At 34.4% G+C, this 17,188-nt stretch carries 15 protein-coding genes; 13 read left to right on the forward strand and 2 right to left on the reverse strand.

The window, feature by feature from the left end; all coding sequences use genetic code 11:
* Nucleotides 1-1,254, forward strand: a 1,254-nt coding sequence (pdxR, locus tag SB717_RS32135) for a MocR-like pyridoxine biosynthesis transcription factor PdxR (RefSeq protein WP_410906767.1), incomplete at its 5' end; no start/stop codon positions are given.
* Between the two features lie 437 nt (nt 1,255-1,691).
* Here pdxR and SB717_RS32140 read toward each other — a convergent pair.
* Together SB717_RS32140 and SB717_RS32145 are read right to left on the reverse strand one after the other, a co-directional pair.
* Nucleotides 1,692-2,603, reverse strand: coding sequence for a ribokinase (locus SB717_RS32140; protein WP_410906769.1), 912 nt, complete (start codon nt 2,601-2,603; stop codon nt 1,692-1,694).
* 20 nt (nt 2,604-2,623) lie between these two features.
* Nucleotides 2,624-3,508, reverse strand: coding sequence for a MurR/RpiR family transcriptional regulator (locus SB717_RS32145; RefSeq protein ID WP_410906771.1), 885 nt, complete (start codon nt 3,506-3,508; stop codon nt 2,624-2,626).
* A 234-nt stretch (nt 3,509-3,742) separates the two neighbouring features.
* Between SB717_RS32145 and SB717_RS32150 the strand changes: the two genes are divergently transcribed.
* From SB717_RS32150 to SB717_RS32205, 12 genes are all read left to right on the forward strand, one after another.
* A complete protein-coding gene (locus tag SB717_RS32150) occupies nt 3,743-4,735 on the forward strand; it encodes a sugar phosphate isomerase/epimerase family protein (RefSeq protein ID WP_410906773.1) in 993 nt (330 codons plus the stop codon).
* Nucleotides 4,736-4,749: 14 nt separating this feature from the next.
* Nucleotides 4,750-6,000, forward strand: a complete 1,251-nt coding sequence (locus SB717_RS32155) for an MFS transporter (protein ID WP_410906775.1) — start codon at nt 4,750-4,752, stop codon at nt 5,998-6,000.
* A gap of 401 nt (nt 6,001-6,401) precedes the next feature.
* A complete protein-coding gene (locus SB717_RS32160; protein WP_410906777.1) occupies nt 6,402-8,462 on the forward strand; it encodes a BglG family transcription antiterminator in 2,061 nt (686 codons plus the stop codon).
* A gap of 16 nt (nt 8,463-8,478) precedes the next feature.
* Complete coding sequence (locus SB717_RS32165) at nt 8,479-8,943, forward strand: PTS sugar transporter subunit IIA (RefSeq protein ID WP_410906779.1); 465 nt, start codon at nt 8,479-8,481, stop codon at nt 8,941-8,943.
* Nucleotides 8,944-8,990: 47 nt separating this feature from the next.
* Entirely contained in the window at nt 8,991-9,272 is a 282-nt protein-coding gene (locus tag SB717_RS32170; RefSeq protein ID WP_155660888.1) for a PTS sugar transporter subunit IIB, read from the forward strand.
* Between the two features lie 5 nt (nt 9,273-9,277).
* Nucleotides 9,278-10,645, forward strand: coding sequence for a PTS galactitol transporter subunit IIC (locus tag SB717_RS32175; protein WP_410906782.1), 1,368 nt, complete (start codon nt 9,278-9,280; stop codon nt 10,643-10,645).
* Between the two features lie 106 nt (nt 10,646-10,751).
* Complete coding sequence (locus SB717_RS32180; protein WP_410906784.1) at nt 10,752-11,780, forward strand: zinc-dependent dehydrogenase; 1,029 nt, start codon at nt 10,752-10,754, stop codon at nt 11,778-11,780.
* Nucleotides 11,781-11,800: 20 nt separating this feature from the next.
* On the forward strand, nt 11,801-12,634 hold the full coding sequence (locus tag SB717_RS32185; protein WP_410906786.1) for a class II aldolase: 834 nt from the start codon (nt 11,801-11,803) through the stop codon (nt 12,632-12,634).
* Nucleotides 12,635-12,662: 28 nt separating this feature from the next.
* Nucleotides 12,663-14,171: an FGGY-family carbohydrate kinase gene (locus SB717_RS32190; protein WP_410906788.1), complete on the forward strand. Its 1,509-nt coding sequence runs from the start codon at nt 12,663-12,665 to the stop codon at nt 14,169-14,171.
* 96 nt (nt 14,172-14,267) lie between these two features.
* Nucleotides 14,268-15,311, forward strand: a complete 1,044-nt coding sequence (locus SB717_RS32195) for a galactitol-1-phosphate 5-dehydrogenase (RefSeq protein ID WP_410906790.1) — start codon at nt 14,268-14,270, stop codon at nt 15,309-15,311.
* A gap of 84 nt (nt 15,312-15,395) precedes the next feature.
* Complete coding sequence (locus SB717_RS32200; RefSeq protein WP_155660894.1) at nt 15,396-15,665, forward strand: phosphocarrier protein HPr; 270 nt, start codon at nt 15,396-15,398, stop codon at nt 15,663-15,665.
* A 309-nt stretch (nt 15,666-15,974) separates the two neighbouring features.
* Entirely contained in the window at nt 15,975-17,087 is a 1,113-nt protein-coding gene (locus SB717_RS32205) for a type II asparaginase (protein ID WP_410906792.1), read from the forward strand.
* Nucleotides 17,088-17,188: the final 101 nt, after the last annotated feature.

Raw genomic sequence — 17,188 nt, forward strand, 5'->3', positions numbered from 1 at the left:
CTTGCGGATTCCTTACAAGTAAGCCGAAATACAACTTTAATGGCATATGAACAACTGGTTGCTGAAGGGTATATTCGCGGGGAGGGACGAAAAGGTTATTTTGCAAATGAGTTAGAACCTCTAATATTTCAGGAGTCATTAATCTCCCATGATAAAAAGCAAAAAGAGTCAAAGAAACCTCCAGTAGTTAATTTTAGAGCAGATGCCGTTGATCAAACACATTTTTCACTGAAGATTTGGAGGCGAATTTCCAATCAAGTATTAACATTACAGGACAGCTTTAGATACGGAGAACCCTTTGGAGAAGAATGCCTGCGCGAACAAATTTCCGCGTACTTGCTCCAATCTAGAGGAGTAAAAGCAGATGCAGATTCTATTATCATCGGTAGTAGTACCCAACAAATGCTTGTATATCTTGGACATATAATGAAAGATGAATTCCAGAGTATTATAGTTGAAGACCCTGGTTATGACGGTGCTAGAGAAGCTTTTCAATTTCATCGTTTTATGTTTGAAACTTTGCCCGTTTATGAAACGGGTGCTGATCTCTCACAACTAGAACAAATGAAATCACGATTAATATATGTAACCCCTTCCCATCAAAGTCCAATTGGAGTAAGCATGTCTATTCAACAACGGCAAATGCTTATTCAGTGGGTTAATGAGATGCATGGATATATTATTGAAGATGATTATGATAGTGAATTTCGCTATACACAAAAGCCATTTCCTGCTCTTGCCTCTATTGATTCTGCAAGAGTCATCTATCTAGGAAATTTTTCGAAGGCCTTTCTCCCAGGAATCCGTTTAAGTTATATGGTATTGCCTCAACCCATTTTAAATCATTACAAAAATAAATTTCTTCAATTCGAAAGTACCACTTCAATTCTTAGCCAACTCACAATGGCTAAATTTATGGAAGAGGGAGAATGGAGTCGTCATATCAAACGCATGCGTCTGGTTTATAAACGAAAAATGCAGCACTTAGTATCAGTATTAAAAAAAGAGTTTGATCAAAGTATATCCATTATTGGTGAACAGTCTGGTTTATATTTATTAGTTAAAGTACATCTGAATCACTCAGAAGAGTGGTTAATCAGACAAGCTTCCCTTTATGGTGTTAAAGTGTATCCCATCTCACTTTACGTGATTAAAAACAATCCTGATAAACCAATTATTAAGCTTGGCTTTAGCAATCTTTCTCGCGATGAAATTACGAGAGGTGTGGAACTCTTAAAAAAGGCTTGGTCATAAAAATCTTATCATAATCCTTTTAGTACCTTGATACAGATGATACATTTCCCATTAACGAAGAGTCTATTGCAAAACAGACCGAAGATGAATGTGGTGGTTATATTTTAGTTAGAAATGCTACATTTGAAGATTATATTAGATAATGAGAACGTTGGAGTAAATATATAGATTATAAAGAGAAATATATAAGGAAATTCTATAATGTTAAATAAATAGTAAAATACTTTCGCTATAATAGTTTTTACATTTATACAACTTGTAGAAAAAGTGCGTAATTTTCGCCATGAGGCGTAGAGGTCAAGTGATGTATTTTTATTGATAGTTTGCTATTTATGATGAATTTAAAGATTATGATCTAAAAATTCACTAATAAAAAAGGAGAAATCCTATGTTGAAGACACGGGATTTCTCCTTTTCATTTTTAAAAGAGTTTTTCCTTAAATAAGAATACTTTCGATCTCTCTCTTGGTGGGAAATGAATGCTGTCCACCCTCTTTAGTAACAGTTATCGCACTGACATGAGTAGCGAATTTCATACATTGATCAATGGATAAACCTTCTGACAGTGCATAGATAAGTGCCCCAATAAAAGAATCTCCTGCGCCAGTAGCATCTACAGCTTGGACGTTTTCAGCAGGGAAGAAATTACTATATGATTCCGTTACTACTACAGATCCGTCTTTTCCTAATGTAATAACCACCATCCCACCGGTAAGAGGTAGCATTTCTTTCCCTATATTAATTGCATCGGCAGCAGAATTTATAGGTTTTCCTGCCATAAAGGAAGCCTCTGTTTCATTAACCACTAAAACATCGACGTATTTTAGTATATCCTCTCTCACTTCTCGAGCAGGAGCATTATTTAACACAATTTTTAAGTCATTGCTTTCGTATTTAGTAATAATGTATTCTATAACATCTTCAGGAATCTCCTGTTGTAAAACTATAAAAGAAGAGGAATCTAATAAATGAGCTATTTCATCAATATCATTTCTTGTAATTAAATCATTTGCTCCTTTAACAATCGTACTGTAATAATCCCCGTCGGGCATTACATGAACAAGGCCCATACCGGTTGAACCGAGCTTTTTTATATAAGAAGTATTAACTCCAAAAGCAGTTAATGATCCTAGCAAAGCCTCACCAAAACGGTCGTCTCCAACTTTTCCGACCATAACCGTCGGCAACCCTAACTTAGCACATTGAGCTGCTTGATTAGCACCTTTTCCTCCGGGACCTTGTACCAATTCATCAGCAATAAATGTTTCTCCTTTATTTGGCATGCGTTGTTGCTTTACTATGATATCGAAATTTAAGCTACCAATAACTACGACATTTTTTACTTCCACTTCTAGATCTCCTCCGACTTTTAAGTTCGGTGAGATATCACCGACTCTTTTGTTTTTAATAAATTTTCGTAAGATAAATTTTGCTGATTTAAACTTAAAACGGTAAATAGAACATCTAGTATATTTAATTGAGCGATTCTTGCAGCAGCATTTTCACCTGTAATAGGAGAGTTCCGAGCAGAAGAGTGCAAGACAATATCTGAAAACTCCGTAACTGGGCTTTTTACATGATTAGTAATACAGATAGTAGTGGCTTCTTTCTCTTGAGCTAATTTGAAGATATCTATCACATCTTTTGAAGTTCCTGAGTGAGATATACCTAATACTACGTCACCCTTTTTTACTAACGATGCCCCCATTAATTGCATATGAGAATCTCTATATGAAACAGTAAAAATACCTATTTTTAGTAATTTATGCTGAAAGTCTTCACAGAGTACGCCGGATCCACCATTTCCTACTAATACTAATTTGCCGTTAACTTGAATATTTTCTAACGCATTTATTGCTTTGCTCAATGCTTGGCGATTAATAACGGATAATGTATCTTGTAACGCTACAATCGAATTAAAGAATACTTTCTCTAAAATCGTTTCATTATCGTCTTCATGATCAAAATCCTCTTGCATTTCATCGCTAACTGCAGTTTCTCCATTTTCTAAGTAATCAGCTATTGCATGTTTTAACTCGTAAAATCCTTCACACTTAAGTTTTTTGCACACTTTTGTAATACTTGATTCACTTACATTAAGGTGAGAAGCAAGACTGCTAATCGTCATCTTTGCTAGTTCTTGATATTGATTACTAATAAAATTCACTATTAATTTTTCTTTCTTTCCAAGTGACGGAGCAAGGCTACGCGCATATAAAATGACTTCTTTTCCCTCTATATTGTTTGATTTCATTGTTATGACCTTCCTTCTGAATTAGGGTTATTATATCACGTATAAAGAAAGCGTTTCAATGTAAATATTTTATTATTTATTTTATAAAAGTAAAATTTTTATTGCTGAAATGGTCAAAAATAAATATTTTCAGTTAAGTTTTTTATTTTTGTTTACTTATTAGTAAAAAAGATTCTATAATCTGTTTAAGTTAAACCTTCCATCTGAAAACAAATTTATAGAGGAGTGAAGTAAATGAAATTTTCAACAAGATTAAATTCATTTAAAACTAAAAAGGAAATTTTCTTTAAGGACTACGATAATAAATCTTTAACGGTTCTTGACTATATTTCCAGAATGGCAACTGTAAAAGGATTAACTCACGTTGAGCTAAATTATCCTGAACATTTTGTAGGGACAACAGTTCAAGAAATACAAGATGCTTTAAATAAAACACACCTAAAAGTAAGTGGGATTGCACTACGCTTTAAAGATCATTATGACTTTGGTGAATTTGCTAACCCAAATGAAACTATTCGTCAAAAAGCCATTAATGAAACAATGGAAGCAGTACAACTATGTAATGATTTGGGAGGGGACGTTACTACGATCTGGCTGGCAAATGACGGTTTTGACTATCCATTCCAATTGGATTATGAAAAAGCAGTCGATAAGGTCGTTGATGCTTTAAAACAAATTACACAACGGTACCCTGACAGTAAAATTAGTTTTGAATATAAACCATATCAGCCAAGAGCATTTTCTTTAGTAGGGGATATAGCAACTACATTATTAGTAATTGAAGAAGTAGCTTCTCCTAACTTAGGGGTTACCCTTGACTTTTGTCATATGCTAATGAGAAAAGAGAACCCAGCTTATTCGCTAGCTCTTGCAGCAAGAAAAAATAGACTAATGGGCTTCCATTTGAATGATGGCTATAACGATAATGACGACGGTTTAATGTTGGGGACTGTCCATTTACTTCAAACTTTAGAATTCATTTATTATGCGAAGAAATATAATTATGATGGACTTATTTATTTCGATACATTCCCAATTCGTGAGGATCCTGTAAAAGAATGTGAGCAAAACATTAAAATGTACAAATTATTGGATGCTTTTCTAGAAAATTACGGATTAGATAAAGTAGAAGAAATTATCCAGAAAGAAGATGCTCTACAAGCTCAGCAACTTTTAATGTGTTTAATAAAAGACCAAGTAGATAACTTAGCTACTAGTATTGTCTAAAGGAGATAATCGCTATGTTCAATAAGATTGGGTTACCAAAAAACTTATTGTGGGGGTATATAGGTCTTACTATATTTATGATAGGTGATGGTGTCGAGCAAGCATGGATTTCACCTTACTTAGTTTCAAGAGGGATGAGCATCGAAGATGCTTCCCTTTTGCTTACTATTTATGGAGTCACAGTTGCTATTTCTGCATGGCTTTCTGGGATTTTTGTACAAACACTAGGACCTAGGAAAGCTATGGCCTTTGGGTTGATTGCTTTTTTAATAGGAAGTCTTGGTTTTATTGGATTAGGTATTTATAAACTTAACTTGTCTATCATGCTGCCGTTTTATGCTATTAGAGGATTTGGTTATCCGTTATTTGCTTATTCTTTTTTAATATGGATTAACTATAGCTCTCCTTTAAAAACAAGAGGAGCTGCAGTAGGATGGTTTTGGTTTATGTTTTCTCTGGGTTTAAGCGTCCTTGGACCGTTTTACTCATCTGTCGCAATTCCTGTTATGGGACATATTAATGTTTTATGGTCCGGATTAATTTTTGTAATAGTTGGCTCGTTACTAGCAATCTTTGCAAATAAAGATAAAGTACCAAACTCTGAAATTCATAAATTACAGTTATCGGAATTTTTGAAAGGGCTTACTATTCTAAAAAGAAAACAGATTTCACTAGGTCTAATTGTTAAAACAATTAATGGATTAGCTCAATATGGTCTTGCTGTATTCATGCCTATTTATCTTGCTCAGTTTGGTTATTCTACAACGGAATGGCTACATATGTGGTCAATAGTATTTACAGTAGCTATTTTTGCTAATCTGTTTTTTGGATTTGTTGGAGACAAATTTGGATGGAGAAATACTATACAATGGGTTGGTGGGGTAGGATATGCAATCGTCCTTGTACTTGTCTACTTCACACCACATATAGTGGGACATAATTATTTAGTAATGACCATGGTACTAAGTTTATGTGGGGTCACTATGGCAGGATATGTTCCATTATCAGCTCTTTTTCCTCTCCTAGCACCAGATAATAAAGGAGCTGCAATGTCGATATTAAATTTAGGAGCTGGATTAAGTACGTTCTTAGCTCCTGCAATTGCAGGATTATTTTTCAAGTCACTTGGAGCAGGCGGTGTTTTATTTATCTATGCTGGATGTTATATACTAAGTGCTATTTTGACACCATTCTTAAAGACACCAGATGAATTACCAAGTAAAAATAATGCAATAAACCAACCTGAAAAAACGCTTATCAAATGACTTAAATGATTTTTTATATTAATAAAGAGCACCTTCCTAATTAGTAAACAACAGATAGGAAGGTGTTCTTTATTAGGTTTGGAACTCCTTCCCTTAATATGGATTTTTATGAAGGTATTAAATAATTACCCGGCCGTTTTTTTATTGTTTTTGCCTTCAACTGATTAATTTCGATGAACGTGTCATTACTCTAAAAATTGGTTTACTTTAATTATAATTTCTATAACTAGACCTGCTTGCATCTTGTCTATAATGTAAGCTTTTTTATAACTATTGTTATAATATCATTTATACGTGAAACAATTCACATGATAAATACATACAAAAAGTGGTGATGAAATGGGGCTTACTCATATAGCTGTTAGCGTTTACAATTAATATCAAGAAGGAGGTGTTAGTAAGTGCATATCGATAAAAGGAGCATGAAATTACTCCAGGAAATTATAAACAATCCAAACACATCCTTAACTGTTTTAGAAGGTAAGCTAGGAATTAATCGACGTCAAATTAATTATAGCTTTGATAAGGTTAATGATTGGATAGGTAGTTTAAATCAACCTAAAATTGAAAGAACAAAAACTGGAAACTTTATTGTACCTTCATCACTAACTCATATACTTCCCTTAAATAATGAAGATATGGATGTAGAAACATACATTTTATCCGAGAAGGAACGTATTACAGTTCTTCTACTCATGTTACTTAGTAGAGATGAGGAGCTATCATTAATTCATTTATCCTCAGCACTTGGGGTGGGAAAGAATACAGTATTAAGAACAATAAAGGCAGCCCAATGTGATTTAGAAAACTACCGGCTTAAAATAGTTTATTCACGTCAAGATGGCTACAGAATTCAAGGTCAAGAGTTTGATAAAAGACGATTACTAATTATGGTCATACAGACAATACTCTCATTTTATAAAGGGGAAAAAATTCTCTTACATTATACAGTAATCAAAGAAGAGGAAATAGAAACCCTTCGAAAAAAACTCGAACAAATCGAAGTTTACTTAAGTATAAAATTTACAGATGAGAGGCTATTAGCGCTTCCTTACATTATAGCTGTTTGGATAAACCGAGTAAATGAAGGGAAAATCATTGAGCCAAATTTTAATATTAATTTCCTTGATCTGAAAGACACCAAAGAATATCAAGCTGTAGTCAAGGTTTTCTCAGAATTTGAGAATATACCGCCTAAAGAGCTACTGTTTCTCACTTTGCAGCTTTTAACGATGAATATATCTTCTTCCCAAGTTCTGAATGACGAAAGGTTGTCAGATTTAAAGAATGCCTTATTTGAAATGGTTAAGATTGTAGAAAATATTAGTGCTATTGAAATTCCAAATAAGCAAGAGTTAATAGATAAATTATTGCTTCATGTAAAACCAGCTTATTATCGAATTAAATACAATTTGGGTTTGATGACTTCAACGTTTATTAAATTTGATGAAAAATTAGAGGATTTACACGAAGTAGTTAAGGTATCTATGGGTCCTCTTGAATTCTTATTAGGTTGTTCCATCCCAGAGAGTGAAGGTATCTTTTTAACAATGATTGTTGGTGGATGGTTGACTCAACACGGGGTTCAACTAAGCAATAAGAAAATTGCTGCAGTTGTTTGCCCTAACGGAGTATCAGTATCAAAACTACTACAAGTAAATTTAAAATCGATATTTCCTGAGTTTATGTTCCTTGAGTCTATGTCACATAGAGAATTTTCTAACTATAAGAAGAGAATTGATATTGTATTTACTACTCAAAGATTATCTACAAATATTAAACAGTATATTGTTCCACCTATGATAAATGAAAGAGAGAAAAATGAGCTTAGGAAAAGAGTTCTTTATGAAAAATATGGTTTTGTACCTAATAAATTTGATTTAAAAGATTTGGTACAAGTCATTAGTGAACATGCTGAGATTAAAGATCCTAATGGATTATTAAGAAACTTAAGTAGCTTTTTTAGTAAAAATAACTTTATAAGTGATACCAAAATTGAAACAGAATCTAAATTAACACTTAAGGACTTAATAAATTCAGAAACAATTACCGTTAGAGAAAGTGTGGAAGATTGGAAAGAAGCATTATGGGTAGCTTCAGAACCCTTATTAAAAAACAATTATATTGGTCCTAACTATGTAGAAGCCATGATTGAACAATATGAAAATGATAGTAACTATATCATGCTAGCTAAAAATATTGCCATTCCGCACTCTAGACCAGAGAACGATGTTTATCAGGTAGGTATGAGCTTTTTAAAGTTGAGTGAGCCTGTAGAATTTGCAGGTGGAAATTTTGTCAAGCTGATTTGTGTGATTGCTGCTGTTGATAAAGAAAAGCATATCCGACCTATCCTACAACTTAGAAGAATGGCAGAAAGCCCGCACGATATAGAAAATATAAAAAGTGCCACAACAAAAAAGGAAATAATATCTATTATTGATAAATTTTCTTATAAATAAAGAAAGGAGAGAGAGAATGTCCAGAATCATTATCTCAGAAGAATCTGTCTTCACAGATTTACAGGCATCCAATAAGGAGGAAGCGCTAAAAGTTCTAGCAGACTCACTTCTAGAACAAGGGTTTATCCATGATAGCTTTTATGAAAGTTTAATAAATAGGGAAGTAAATGCTCCTACAGGCTTGCAAGCCACTGACATGGGAATCGCTATTCCTCACACTGACCCTAAACATGTTAAACAAGATTCACTTGCTGTTGCTGTTTTAGATAAACCTGTTGTATTTCAAGACATGGTAGATAAAAAAAATAGTATTGAGGTAAAAGTCATTTTTCTATTAGGCCTGTCAAAAAGTACAAAGCATTTAAATATTCTAAAACAAATCATAGAACTAATTAAAGAAGAAGGATCTTTGGAAGAGATTTCAAATATGCCTCAAAGCCATCTATACAGTTACTTATCAGAGACATTGTCTACAGAATAAGATTATAAATTACAAAATAAAAATTATAAATTTGGAGGAATTTTAAAATGAAAAAACATATTGTATTTGCTTGTTCAAGTGGTATTGCAACATCAACGGTAGTAGCAGAGAAAGTAGTAGAACATTGTAAAGACCATGGAATCGATGTAGTGTATCAACAAGCAATTATAGGGGAGTTACCTTCACTAGATAACACAGTAGATTTATTTGTAGCTACCTCACAGGTAGAGACAAAATTAAATACACCTCTTGTAAATGCATTACCTATTATTACAGGTTTTGGAGAGGAAGAGGTACTTGATAATATCATTACTCTGTTGAAAGGATGAATTAAATGGGACATCAGATATTAGAAGCATTTCAGTACATTCTGGGACTTGGACCTACAGTTATGCTCCCAATCGTTGTATTTATACTGGCGATTTGTTTCCGGGTTAAACCGGGAAAGGCGCTAAGATCGGCTGTTATTATAGGTATGGGATTTGTTGGAATATTCTTAATATTCAATCTATTGATTGAAAGTGTTGGACCTGCAGCTAAAGCTATGGTAGATAGAACAGGAATAGATTTACCAGTAGTGGACACTGGTTGGCCGCCACTAGCAGCAATTGCTTTCGCATCACCTGTGGCACCTTTCGTCATCCCTATGGTTGTGTTACTAAATATTGTCATGATCATGCTTCGTTGGACAAAAACTGTCGATATTGATTTATGGAACTACTGGCATTTTGCTTTTGCAGGAGCATTAGTTTATAGTGCTACAGGCAGTTTCTTTTTAGGCTTGCTAGGTGCGGCCATAGCTACAATTGCAACTCTTAAAATAGCTGATTGGTCTGCTCCTTATATACAAAAACGATTTAATTTGCCTGGTGTTTCACTTCCGACCTTGTCTTCAGCCGTATTTTTTCCGGTTGGGGTATTGGGAAATAAAATTATTGATTCTATACCTGGAGTAAAAAAATTAAAAGCTGATCCTGAGTCTATACAAAAACGATTTGGCGTATTTGGTGAGCCAATGATGATCGGGTTAATTCTAGGTATCCTCATTGGAATTATTGCAGGCTTTAGTTTCGATAAAATATTGCAATTAGGAATGAACTTGGGGGCAGTCATGCTTATAATGCCTCGTATGGTTCGTATTCTGATGGAGGGGTTAATCCCACTGTCTGATGCTATTAAAGCTCTGCTTAAAAAGAAGTTTCCAGATCGGCAGGATATTACGATTGGTCTTGATATCTCAGTTGCAATTGGTAACCCTGCAGTTATTTCAACAGCTTTATTAATGACGCCAATTACTATCTTGTTAGCTGTTATTCTGCCAGGAAACAAGATTATTCCACTAGGTGATTTATCGACTTTAACAGTACCAATGGCAATGATTGTTCTTGCCTGTCAAGGTAATATCATACGATCAGTTATAATCGGCATACCAGTTATCATTGCTAATTTATATATTGCTTCTTACTTGGCACCACTTGTAACTCAAGTAGCAAAGAGCATTAAGTTCAAGTTTCCAGAAGGAGCATCATCCTTAGTGAATAGTTTTTTAGACGGAGGTAACCCATTCCGTTACTGGTTGGTTATGTTATCTCAAGGAAATATTTTCGCTATTGGGGCAATTCCAGTTATCGCTCTTGTGATTTGGTGGGCATATAAAATCACTAGAAAAGATTTTGATGAGAATGGTGACTTAAAGGCCTAATAGTGGAGATTATCTAAGTTTTATATTTAACAATAGTAGTGCGAATTACTAGTTTGAGATATAGGCATTGTTAGCATTGCCTATTCTCAAAAAAAGGAGCCTTATAATGAAAGCCACTGTATACCATGATGTTAAAGATTTTCGAGTAGAAGATATTAAAACTCCACAGATCGGTTATGGAGAAGTATTACTAAAGTTAAAAGCCTGCGGGTTATGTGGAACAGATATTCACAAAGCAATTCATAAAACCGTTAATCCTGAAACTGTTCTTGGGCATGAATATGCAGGTGAAATTGTTCAGGTAGGAGAAGGTGTTACAAAATTTAATGTCGGGGACAGAGTTGTTGGAGCTATTCACGTTCCTTGTTTTACTTGTCACTATTGCCAACGACAACATTATACCCTCTGTCCTGAATTTAGAGAAACGAATATAGATCCAGGTGGATTTGCAGAATATATCCGATTGCCTGAAAGACATGTACGTCATTTGCTTTTTGAAATTCCTACCACCATGAGCTATCAGCATGCATCTTTAGCAGAACCCATAGCATGTTGTATTCATGGTCAGAAAGCTGCAGATATACGTCCTGGAGATAATGTTTTAGTTATGGGTGCAGGTCCAATTGGTCTGATTCATGGACAACTTTTAAAGCATAAGGATGTTAGCAATGTAATTATTTCTGATATCTCTGAGTATAAGCTATCAAAAGCAAAGGAATTTGGAATCGATTACACAGTGAATATTAAGCATGAAAACCTTAAAGAGGTTATAGATAGCGTTACGAATAATCAAGGCGTTGATGCTGTTATCATTGCTGCGGGAGTTTCTTCACTACTCTCAGAAGCTGTGCAATTGTTAAGACGTGGTGGACGCATAATTTGCTTTTCTCCATTCGATAAGAACCCTGAAGTAAAAATTGATGCAGGAAGATTCTTTAAGGATGAAATATCAATAGTAGGTACCTATAGTGTATCTCCTTATGAATTTGAAGAGGCCATTTTACACATTTCAAATGGAACAATCGATGCTGAAAAAATGATTACACACGAAATGAAGATTGAGGAATTAGGAGAAGCTATTACACTTGCTGCAAATCCTGATGAAGAAGTTATGAAAGTAGTTATTATAGATTAATTTATAAAGGGGAATATAATATGCCATTAGTAAATATGAAACCGTTCTTGAAATTGTTAGAGGAGAAAAACCTTATTGCTCCAGCCTTTAATACAACTAATTTAGAAATGACACTGTCTATTATTCAGGGAGCAGAAGAGCTAGGTTACCCAGTTATTGTTCAAATTGCTCCTACAAATGTTAAGCTTTCTGGATATGATTACATTGCTAATATTGTAAAATCTGCTGCAGAGAAAGCAAGTGTTCCTGTAACCTTACATTTAGATCATGGGATGACTTTTGAAGATGTAAAGCAGGCAGTAGATGCAGGTTTTAACTCAGTCATGATTGACGCTTCAAAGTTACCATACGAAGAAAATATCAAGTTTACTAAAGAAGTTGTAGAGTATTGTCACGATCGGGGAGTCTCAGTGGAAGCCGAATTAGGAGAGTTAGGCGGTAAAGAAGATGACCACGAGTCTGATGAGTCAGCCCAAACAGACCCTAAGCTTGCAAGAGAATTTGTAGAACGTACAGGAATCGACCTTTTGGCTGTATCTGTAGGAAATATACATGGTTTAGATGAGCAGCCTCAAATTAATTTAGAATTACTTCGTGAAATAGCAGATACTGTTGAGGTTCCATTAGTTATCCATGGTGGTTCTGGAATTCCTGATGACATCTTAGGACAATTAAAAAATTACAATGTACGTAAAATAAACCTTGCAAGTGATCTGCGTAAACGATTCATCTCTTCGGTCGGAAAACGATATGAACAAAATCCAAATGAGTATAATCTTATTAATGTGCTGTTAGAAGCACAATCTAATGTTAAAGAAGTAGTTATTGATAAATTTAGCACTTTAAACAGATAATGCCTAAAGTAAAAGGATGGGATTAAACATGTATGTAATTGGAATTGATATCGGAACAACTAACGTAAAAGTCTGTCTCTTTCAATTACCAAGTTTTGAATTAGTGGATTTACATCGTTTCTCAACTCCCACTAAATGGAGTGAAAAAGAATCAGAATTTGAGATGGAGAAAATTTGGGAGGGTGTGAAGAAAGGAATTCACCTCCTCTCAAAAAAAGTAAACAATCCTGAAGAGATAAAAGCTATTTCAATAGCTAGTGCAGCCCAAACTATTGTTTTATTAGATGAACACGATCAAATTTTAGAACCAACTATTACTTGGTACGATCCTCGCTCTCAATCGGAAGCTGAATTAGTTAATGACATTGTTGGAAGGGAAGAACTATACCGAACTACTGGTATAGTCTCTCACAGCAACCATAGTCTTACCAAGCTACTTTGGATTAGAAATCAGTTCCCTGATCAATATGCAAATCTTAAAAAATGGACGTGTTTATCAGGTTTTATTGCTTTTAAGCTGTCTGGATTATATGCAACAGATGTGAGTCTTGCGTCCAGAACGTTATTGCTGGATATATCGACTGGAAATTGGTCTGAAAAATTAATTGAAGATTTTAAATTATCACCCCAGACATTTCCCACCATTGTTGAGTCCGGTAAGGCTCATGCCCTTCTTAAAGCTTCCCTAGCTGTTGAGGTTGGGTTAAGTTCTACTACCACTATTTCTATAGCTGGTCACGACCATATGGCAGGATCAGTTTGTACCAACTTGGATGTTAATAAGGAACTACTAAATTCAACTGGAACAACAGAAGGATTACTTTTACTAAAAAGAGAGCCATTTTTAAATAGCGATTTTCAGCAATATGCTATTTCAAATGGTTTATATGTCAAAGACAATTTGTTTAGCCTTTACGGATCGATGCCGACAGCCGGCTATAGTTTAAATTGGTTTACGAGAAACTTTTTAACCTCTCCAGATGAGTTAGCACAGATGAGCGATGTTTTATATGAAGAGTATCAAAAGAAGTCCACAGATTTTATAGAAAATTTGCTTGTTTTTATTCCGCATTTAAGAGGAAGTGGTCCTCCTTATCGAGATCTTCATTCCAAGGGTCTCTTGTATGGCTTGCAGGATCACACGGAAAAAAAGGATATTTTATTCTCTATTTTTGCTGGTTTGTGCTTTGAATTGAAAACTTTAAAAGACGCTTATATAGAACTGACAAATCATGATATTGAAAGTATTAAAGTCATAGGACCAGCAACATTAAATCCGTTATGGCTACAACTAAAGGCAGACATTCTTAACTGTGAGGTACTTTCTTATAGAACGGATGAAGCTGTTTCAAAAGGGGCAGCTATATTAGCCTCTTTAAAGCAAAATTTTATTGATGAGATTCCTGTTAATCTATTTGATAAATATCTTCCTACTCCAGAAAATTTTCAACTGTATGATGAGTACTTCAACAGGGTGTATATTCCATTTTCAAAGGTAAAAAGAGATTTTGATTTAAATAAGGTAAAGGTGACTTAATATTAGATATATCTAGGTCATTAGAAATTAGTGCGTGGAGGTGAAAAAGTTTTTTAGGGTAATGAGTAACCAGTAAGTTTGGGGGTTTAATTATAAATGGAATCATTACGTTTCTATGGAATTCAGGATTTAAGATATGAAGAGTCCCCTCAACCAACTATTGAAAAAGAAGATGAAGTTATTATTAGGGTAAGAAATGCAGGTATTTGTGGTTCGGATATTTCTCGTTATAAAAAATTGGGACCTGTAACTCCGGGGAATATTTGGGGACATGAATATGCTGGTGAAGTAATTGAGATCGGGGATAATGTAACAGATTTAGATGTTGGTGCCCGAGTAGCTATATGTCCTGCACTTTATTGTGGAAAGTGTAAGTATTGTCAATCAGGGTATATCGCAGCATGTCCTGACCTACTTGTGACAGGTGCGAAGGTTCCAGGGGGATTTGCTACCTATGTGAAGGTACCAAGAGAAAATGTTATACATATCCCAGATAGTGTTTCTTTTGAAGAAGCTGCCTTTGTAGAGCCATCTGCGGTTGCTCTTCATGGGATTTTTAAAACCAACTTGCAGCCCGGATACTCTGTTGCTGTTATGGGATGTGGAACAATTGGTTTACTTGCAATCCAATGGGCAAAAATTTGTGGTGCGAAAATAGTATATGCTATTGATATTGAAAATGAAAAATTGGATCTAGCAAATCAGGTTGGAGCCGACATATTAATAAATCCGAAAGATGGAGATATACATGAACAAATCATGACATATACAAATGGAAATGGTGTTGACTTAGCAGTTGAAGCTGCAGGCTCTCCAATCACTTCTTCTCAAGTTTTCGCTTTACCCAAAAAGGGGGGAGAAGTAGTCTTTATGGGGATTCCTTATGCCGATGTTCAAATTGAACGTTTTTATTTTGAAAAGATTGTCCGTCAAGAATTAACTGTATATGGATCATGGAATGCAGTATCTTCCCCATTTCCTGGAAGAGAGTTTCATACAACAATTCATTGTATGGATGTAGGGAAATTACAAGTAAAACCACTTATATCTCATCGAGTTCCACTTAAAATGGGGCCGGAAATATTTGAACGTATTATAGATAATAAAGAGGTATTTACAAAGGTTATGTTTGAACTATAATCACTTAACTTTTAAGCTAAAAAGAACATTTAAAAAAGTATAGTATTTAATAAAAATATAGATCAAAGGCGGAGAGAGCAAAATATGAAAGTAGATAAAGAGTTTAAGATTATTGACAAATCAGGGATTCACGCACGCCCAGCAACTACTTTGGTACAAATTGCAAGTAAATATGATTCTAAAGTCGATTTAGAATTCAATGGAAAAGCAGTTAATTTAAAATCAATTATGGGTGTTTTGTCTTTAGCAATTCCAAAAGATGCTGTTATTAAAATTACTGCTCAAGGCTCCGATTCATCAGAGGTTATGACTACCTTAGAAGATTCTATGAAAGAGACAGGTTTAGCACAGTAGCGAATCTACACCGAAAGGTTATTCGTTAAGACATTACAAGACCAATAAAATACAATTCAACTAAAAAGCCCTTAGCTATAAGGGCTTTTTAGTTTTATAAAGACAAATGGGTTCTTACTCTACAACTGATGTAATAGATAAACCTTTTTATAAGTTTATATAAAGTTAAAGAGTTCTTACAATATATAACGTTATATGTTGTATTAAACTATGTTAGAACATCTTACGAAGTTGTTGTGCTGATTATCAGATAAATATACTGTGTAATATATAGCTTTCACATTTATTACATAAAGGAGACAGATAACTATGAAACTTAAAAAAAACATAGGAATAACGATTTTATCAGCTACATTGTTACTTTCAGGAATTGGAATATCTGCTGATGCAACAACCACTAATTCCAAAACGGTTGTAAGCCATTCGGAAAAAAAAGATTTACCTAATATAAAAATTTTAGCTACTGGTGGGACAATCGCTGGTTCTTCTGATAGTGCTACAGATACAACTGGATATAAAGCAGGAGCTCTCGGTGTAGAAACATTAATAGAGGCTGTTCCTCAAATGAAAAAAGTAGCCGATGTTAGTGGGGAACAAATTGCAAATGTAGGAAGTCAAAACATGGATAATTCAACTTTATTAAAGTTAGCAAAACGAATTAATACTTTATTAGCATCGAAGGATGTTGATGGAATTGTAGTGACACATGGAACAGACACTTTAGAAGAGACAGCTTACTTTCTAAATCTAGTAGTAAAAAGTCAGAAACCTGTTGTTATTGTTGGGTCAATGAGGCCAGCTACAGCTATAAGTGCAGATGGACCATTAAACTTATACAACGCAGTGGAAATTGCTTCTAGTAAGGAAGCTAAAAATAAAGGTGTCTTGGTAACTTTGAACGATCGAATCGGTGCAGCTCGCTACATAACTAAAACAAATACCACAGCGACAGATACGTTTAAATCTGCTGAACAAGGATATGTTGGAGAAATTGCGGGGGGTAAGGTAGTATTTTATAATGAACCTACTCGTAAACATACGACAAAATCAATATTTAATGTGTCAAAACTTGATAAACTACCTCAAGTAGACATTCTTTATACATATCAAAATGATAATAGATATCTTTATGATGCTGCTGTAAAAGCAGGAGCAAAAGGGATAGTAGTGGCAGGAGCAGGAAATGGATCAATGTCTGATACTGCTTTAGAAGGTGCTAAAGATGCTGTTAAAAAAGGAGTAGTCATTACTAAATCTAGCCGTGTAGGAAGTGGGGTTGTGACTCATGAAGCTTCAGACGATAAAGATAAATTTGTGACATCTGATTCGTTGAATCCACAAAAGGCACGTATACTCTTAATGCTTGCTTTAACTAAAACAAAGGATCCTAAAAAAATCCAAGAATATTTTAATGAATATTAATTAATCAAAAAGAATCCTTTATTTTTGATATGCTCCCCGTTAGGTAGACAGATAAAAAATAAAAATCTGTTTATCTAAGGGGAGTTTTTACTATGGCTCGA

The organism is Priestia sp. SIMBA_032, assembly GCF_046535215.1.
GTDB lineage: Bacteria > Bacillota > Bacilli > Bacillales > Bacillaceae_H > Priestia > Priestia aryabhattai.

Bases quoted from the DNA above. Each gene is read 5' to 3' on its own strand.
- SB717_RS32145 (WP_410906771.1), bottom strand. From the start codon at position 3,508: ATGAAATCAAACAATATAGAGGGAAAAGAAGTCATTTTATATGCGCGT.
- SB717_RS32150 (WP_410906773.1), top strand. From the start codon at position 3,743: ATGAAATTTTCAACAAGATTAAATTCATTTAAAACTAAAAAGGAAATT.
- SB717_RS32155 (WP_410906775.1), top strand. From the start codon at position 4,750: ATGTTCAATAAGATTGGGTTACCAAAAAACTTATTGTGGGGGTATATA.
- SB717_RS32165 (WP_410906779.1), top strand. From the start codon at position 8,479: ATGTCCAGAATCATTATCTCAGAAGAATCTGTCTTCACAGATTTACAG.
- SB717_RS32170 (WP_155660888.1), top strand. From the start codon at position 8,991: ATGAAAAAACATATTGTATTTGCTTGTTCAAGTGGTATTGCAACATCA.
- SB717_RS32175 (WP_410906782.1), top strand. From the start codon at position 9,278: ATGGGACATCAGATATTAGAAGCATTTCAGTACATTCTGGGACTTGGA.
- SB717_RS32180 (WP_410906784.1), top strand. From the start codon at position 10,752: ATGAAAGCCACTGTATACCATGATGTTAAAGATTTTCGAGTAGAAGAT.
- SB717_RS32185 (WP_410906786.1), top strand. From the start codon at position 11,801: ATGCCATTAGTAAATATGAAACCGTTCTTGAAATTGTTAGAGGAGAAA.
- SB717_RS32190 (WP_410906788.1), top strand. From the start codon at position 12,663: ATGTATGTAATTGGAATTGATATCGGAACAACTAACGTAAAAGTCTGT.
- SB717_RS32195 (WP_410906790.1), top strand. From the start codon at position 14,268: ATGGAATCATTACGTTTCTATGGAATTCAGGATTTAAGATATGAAGAG.
- SB717_RS32200 (WP_155660894.1), top strand. From the start codon at position 15,396: ATGAAAGTAGATAAAGAGTTTAAGATTATTGACAAATCAGGGATTCAC.
- SB717_RS32205 (WP_410906792.1), top strand. From the start codon at position 15,975: ATGAAACTTAAAAAAAACATAGGAATAACGATTTTATCAGCTACATTG.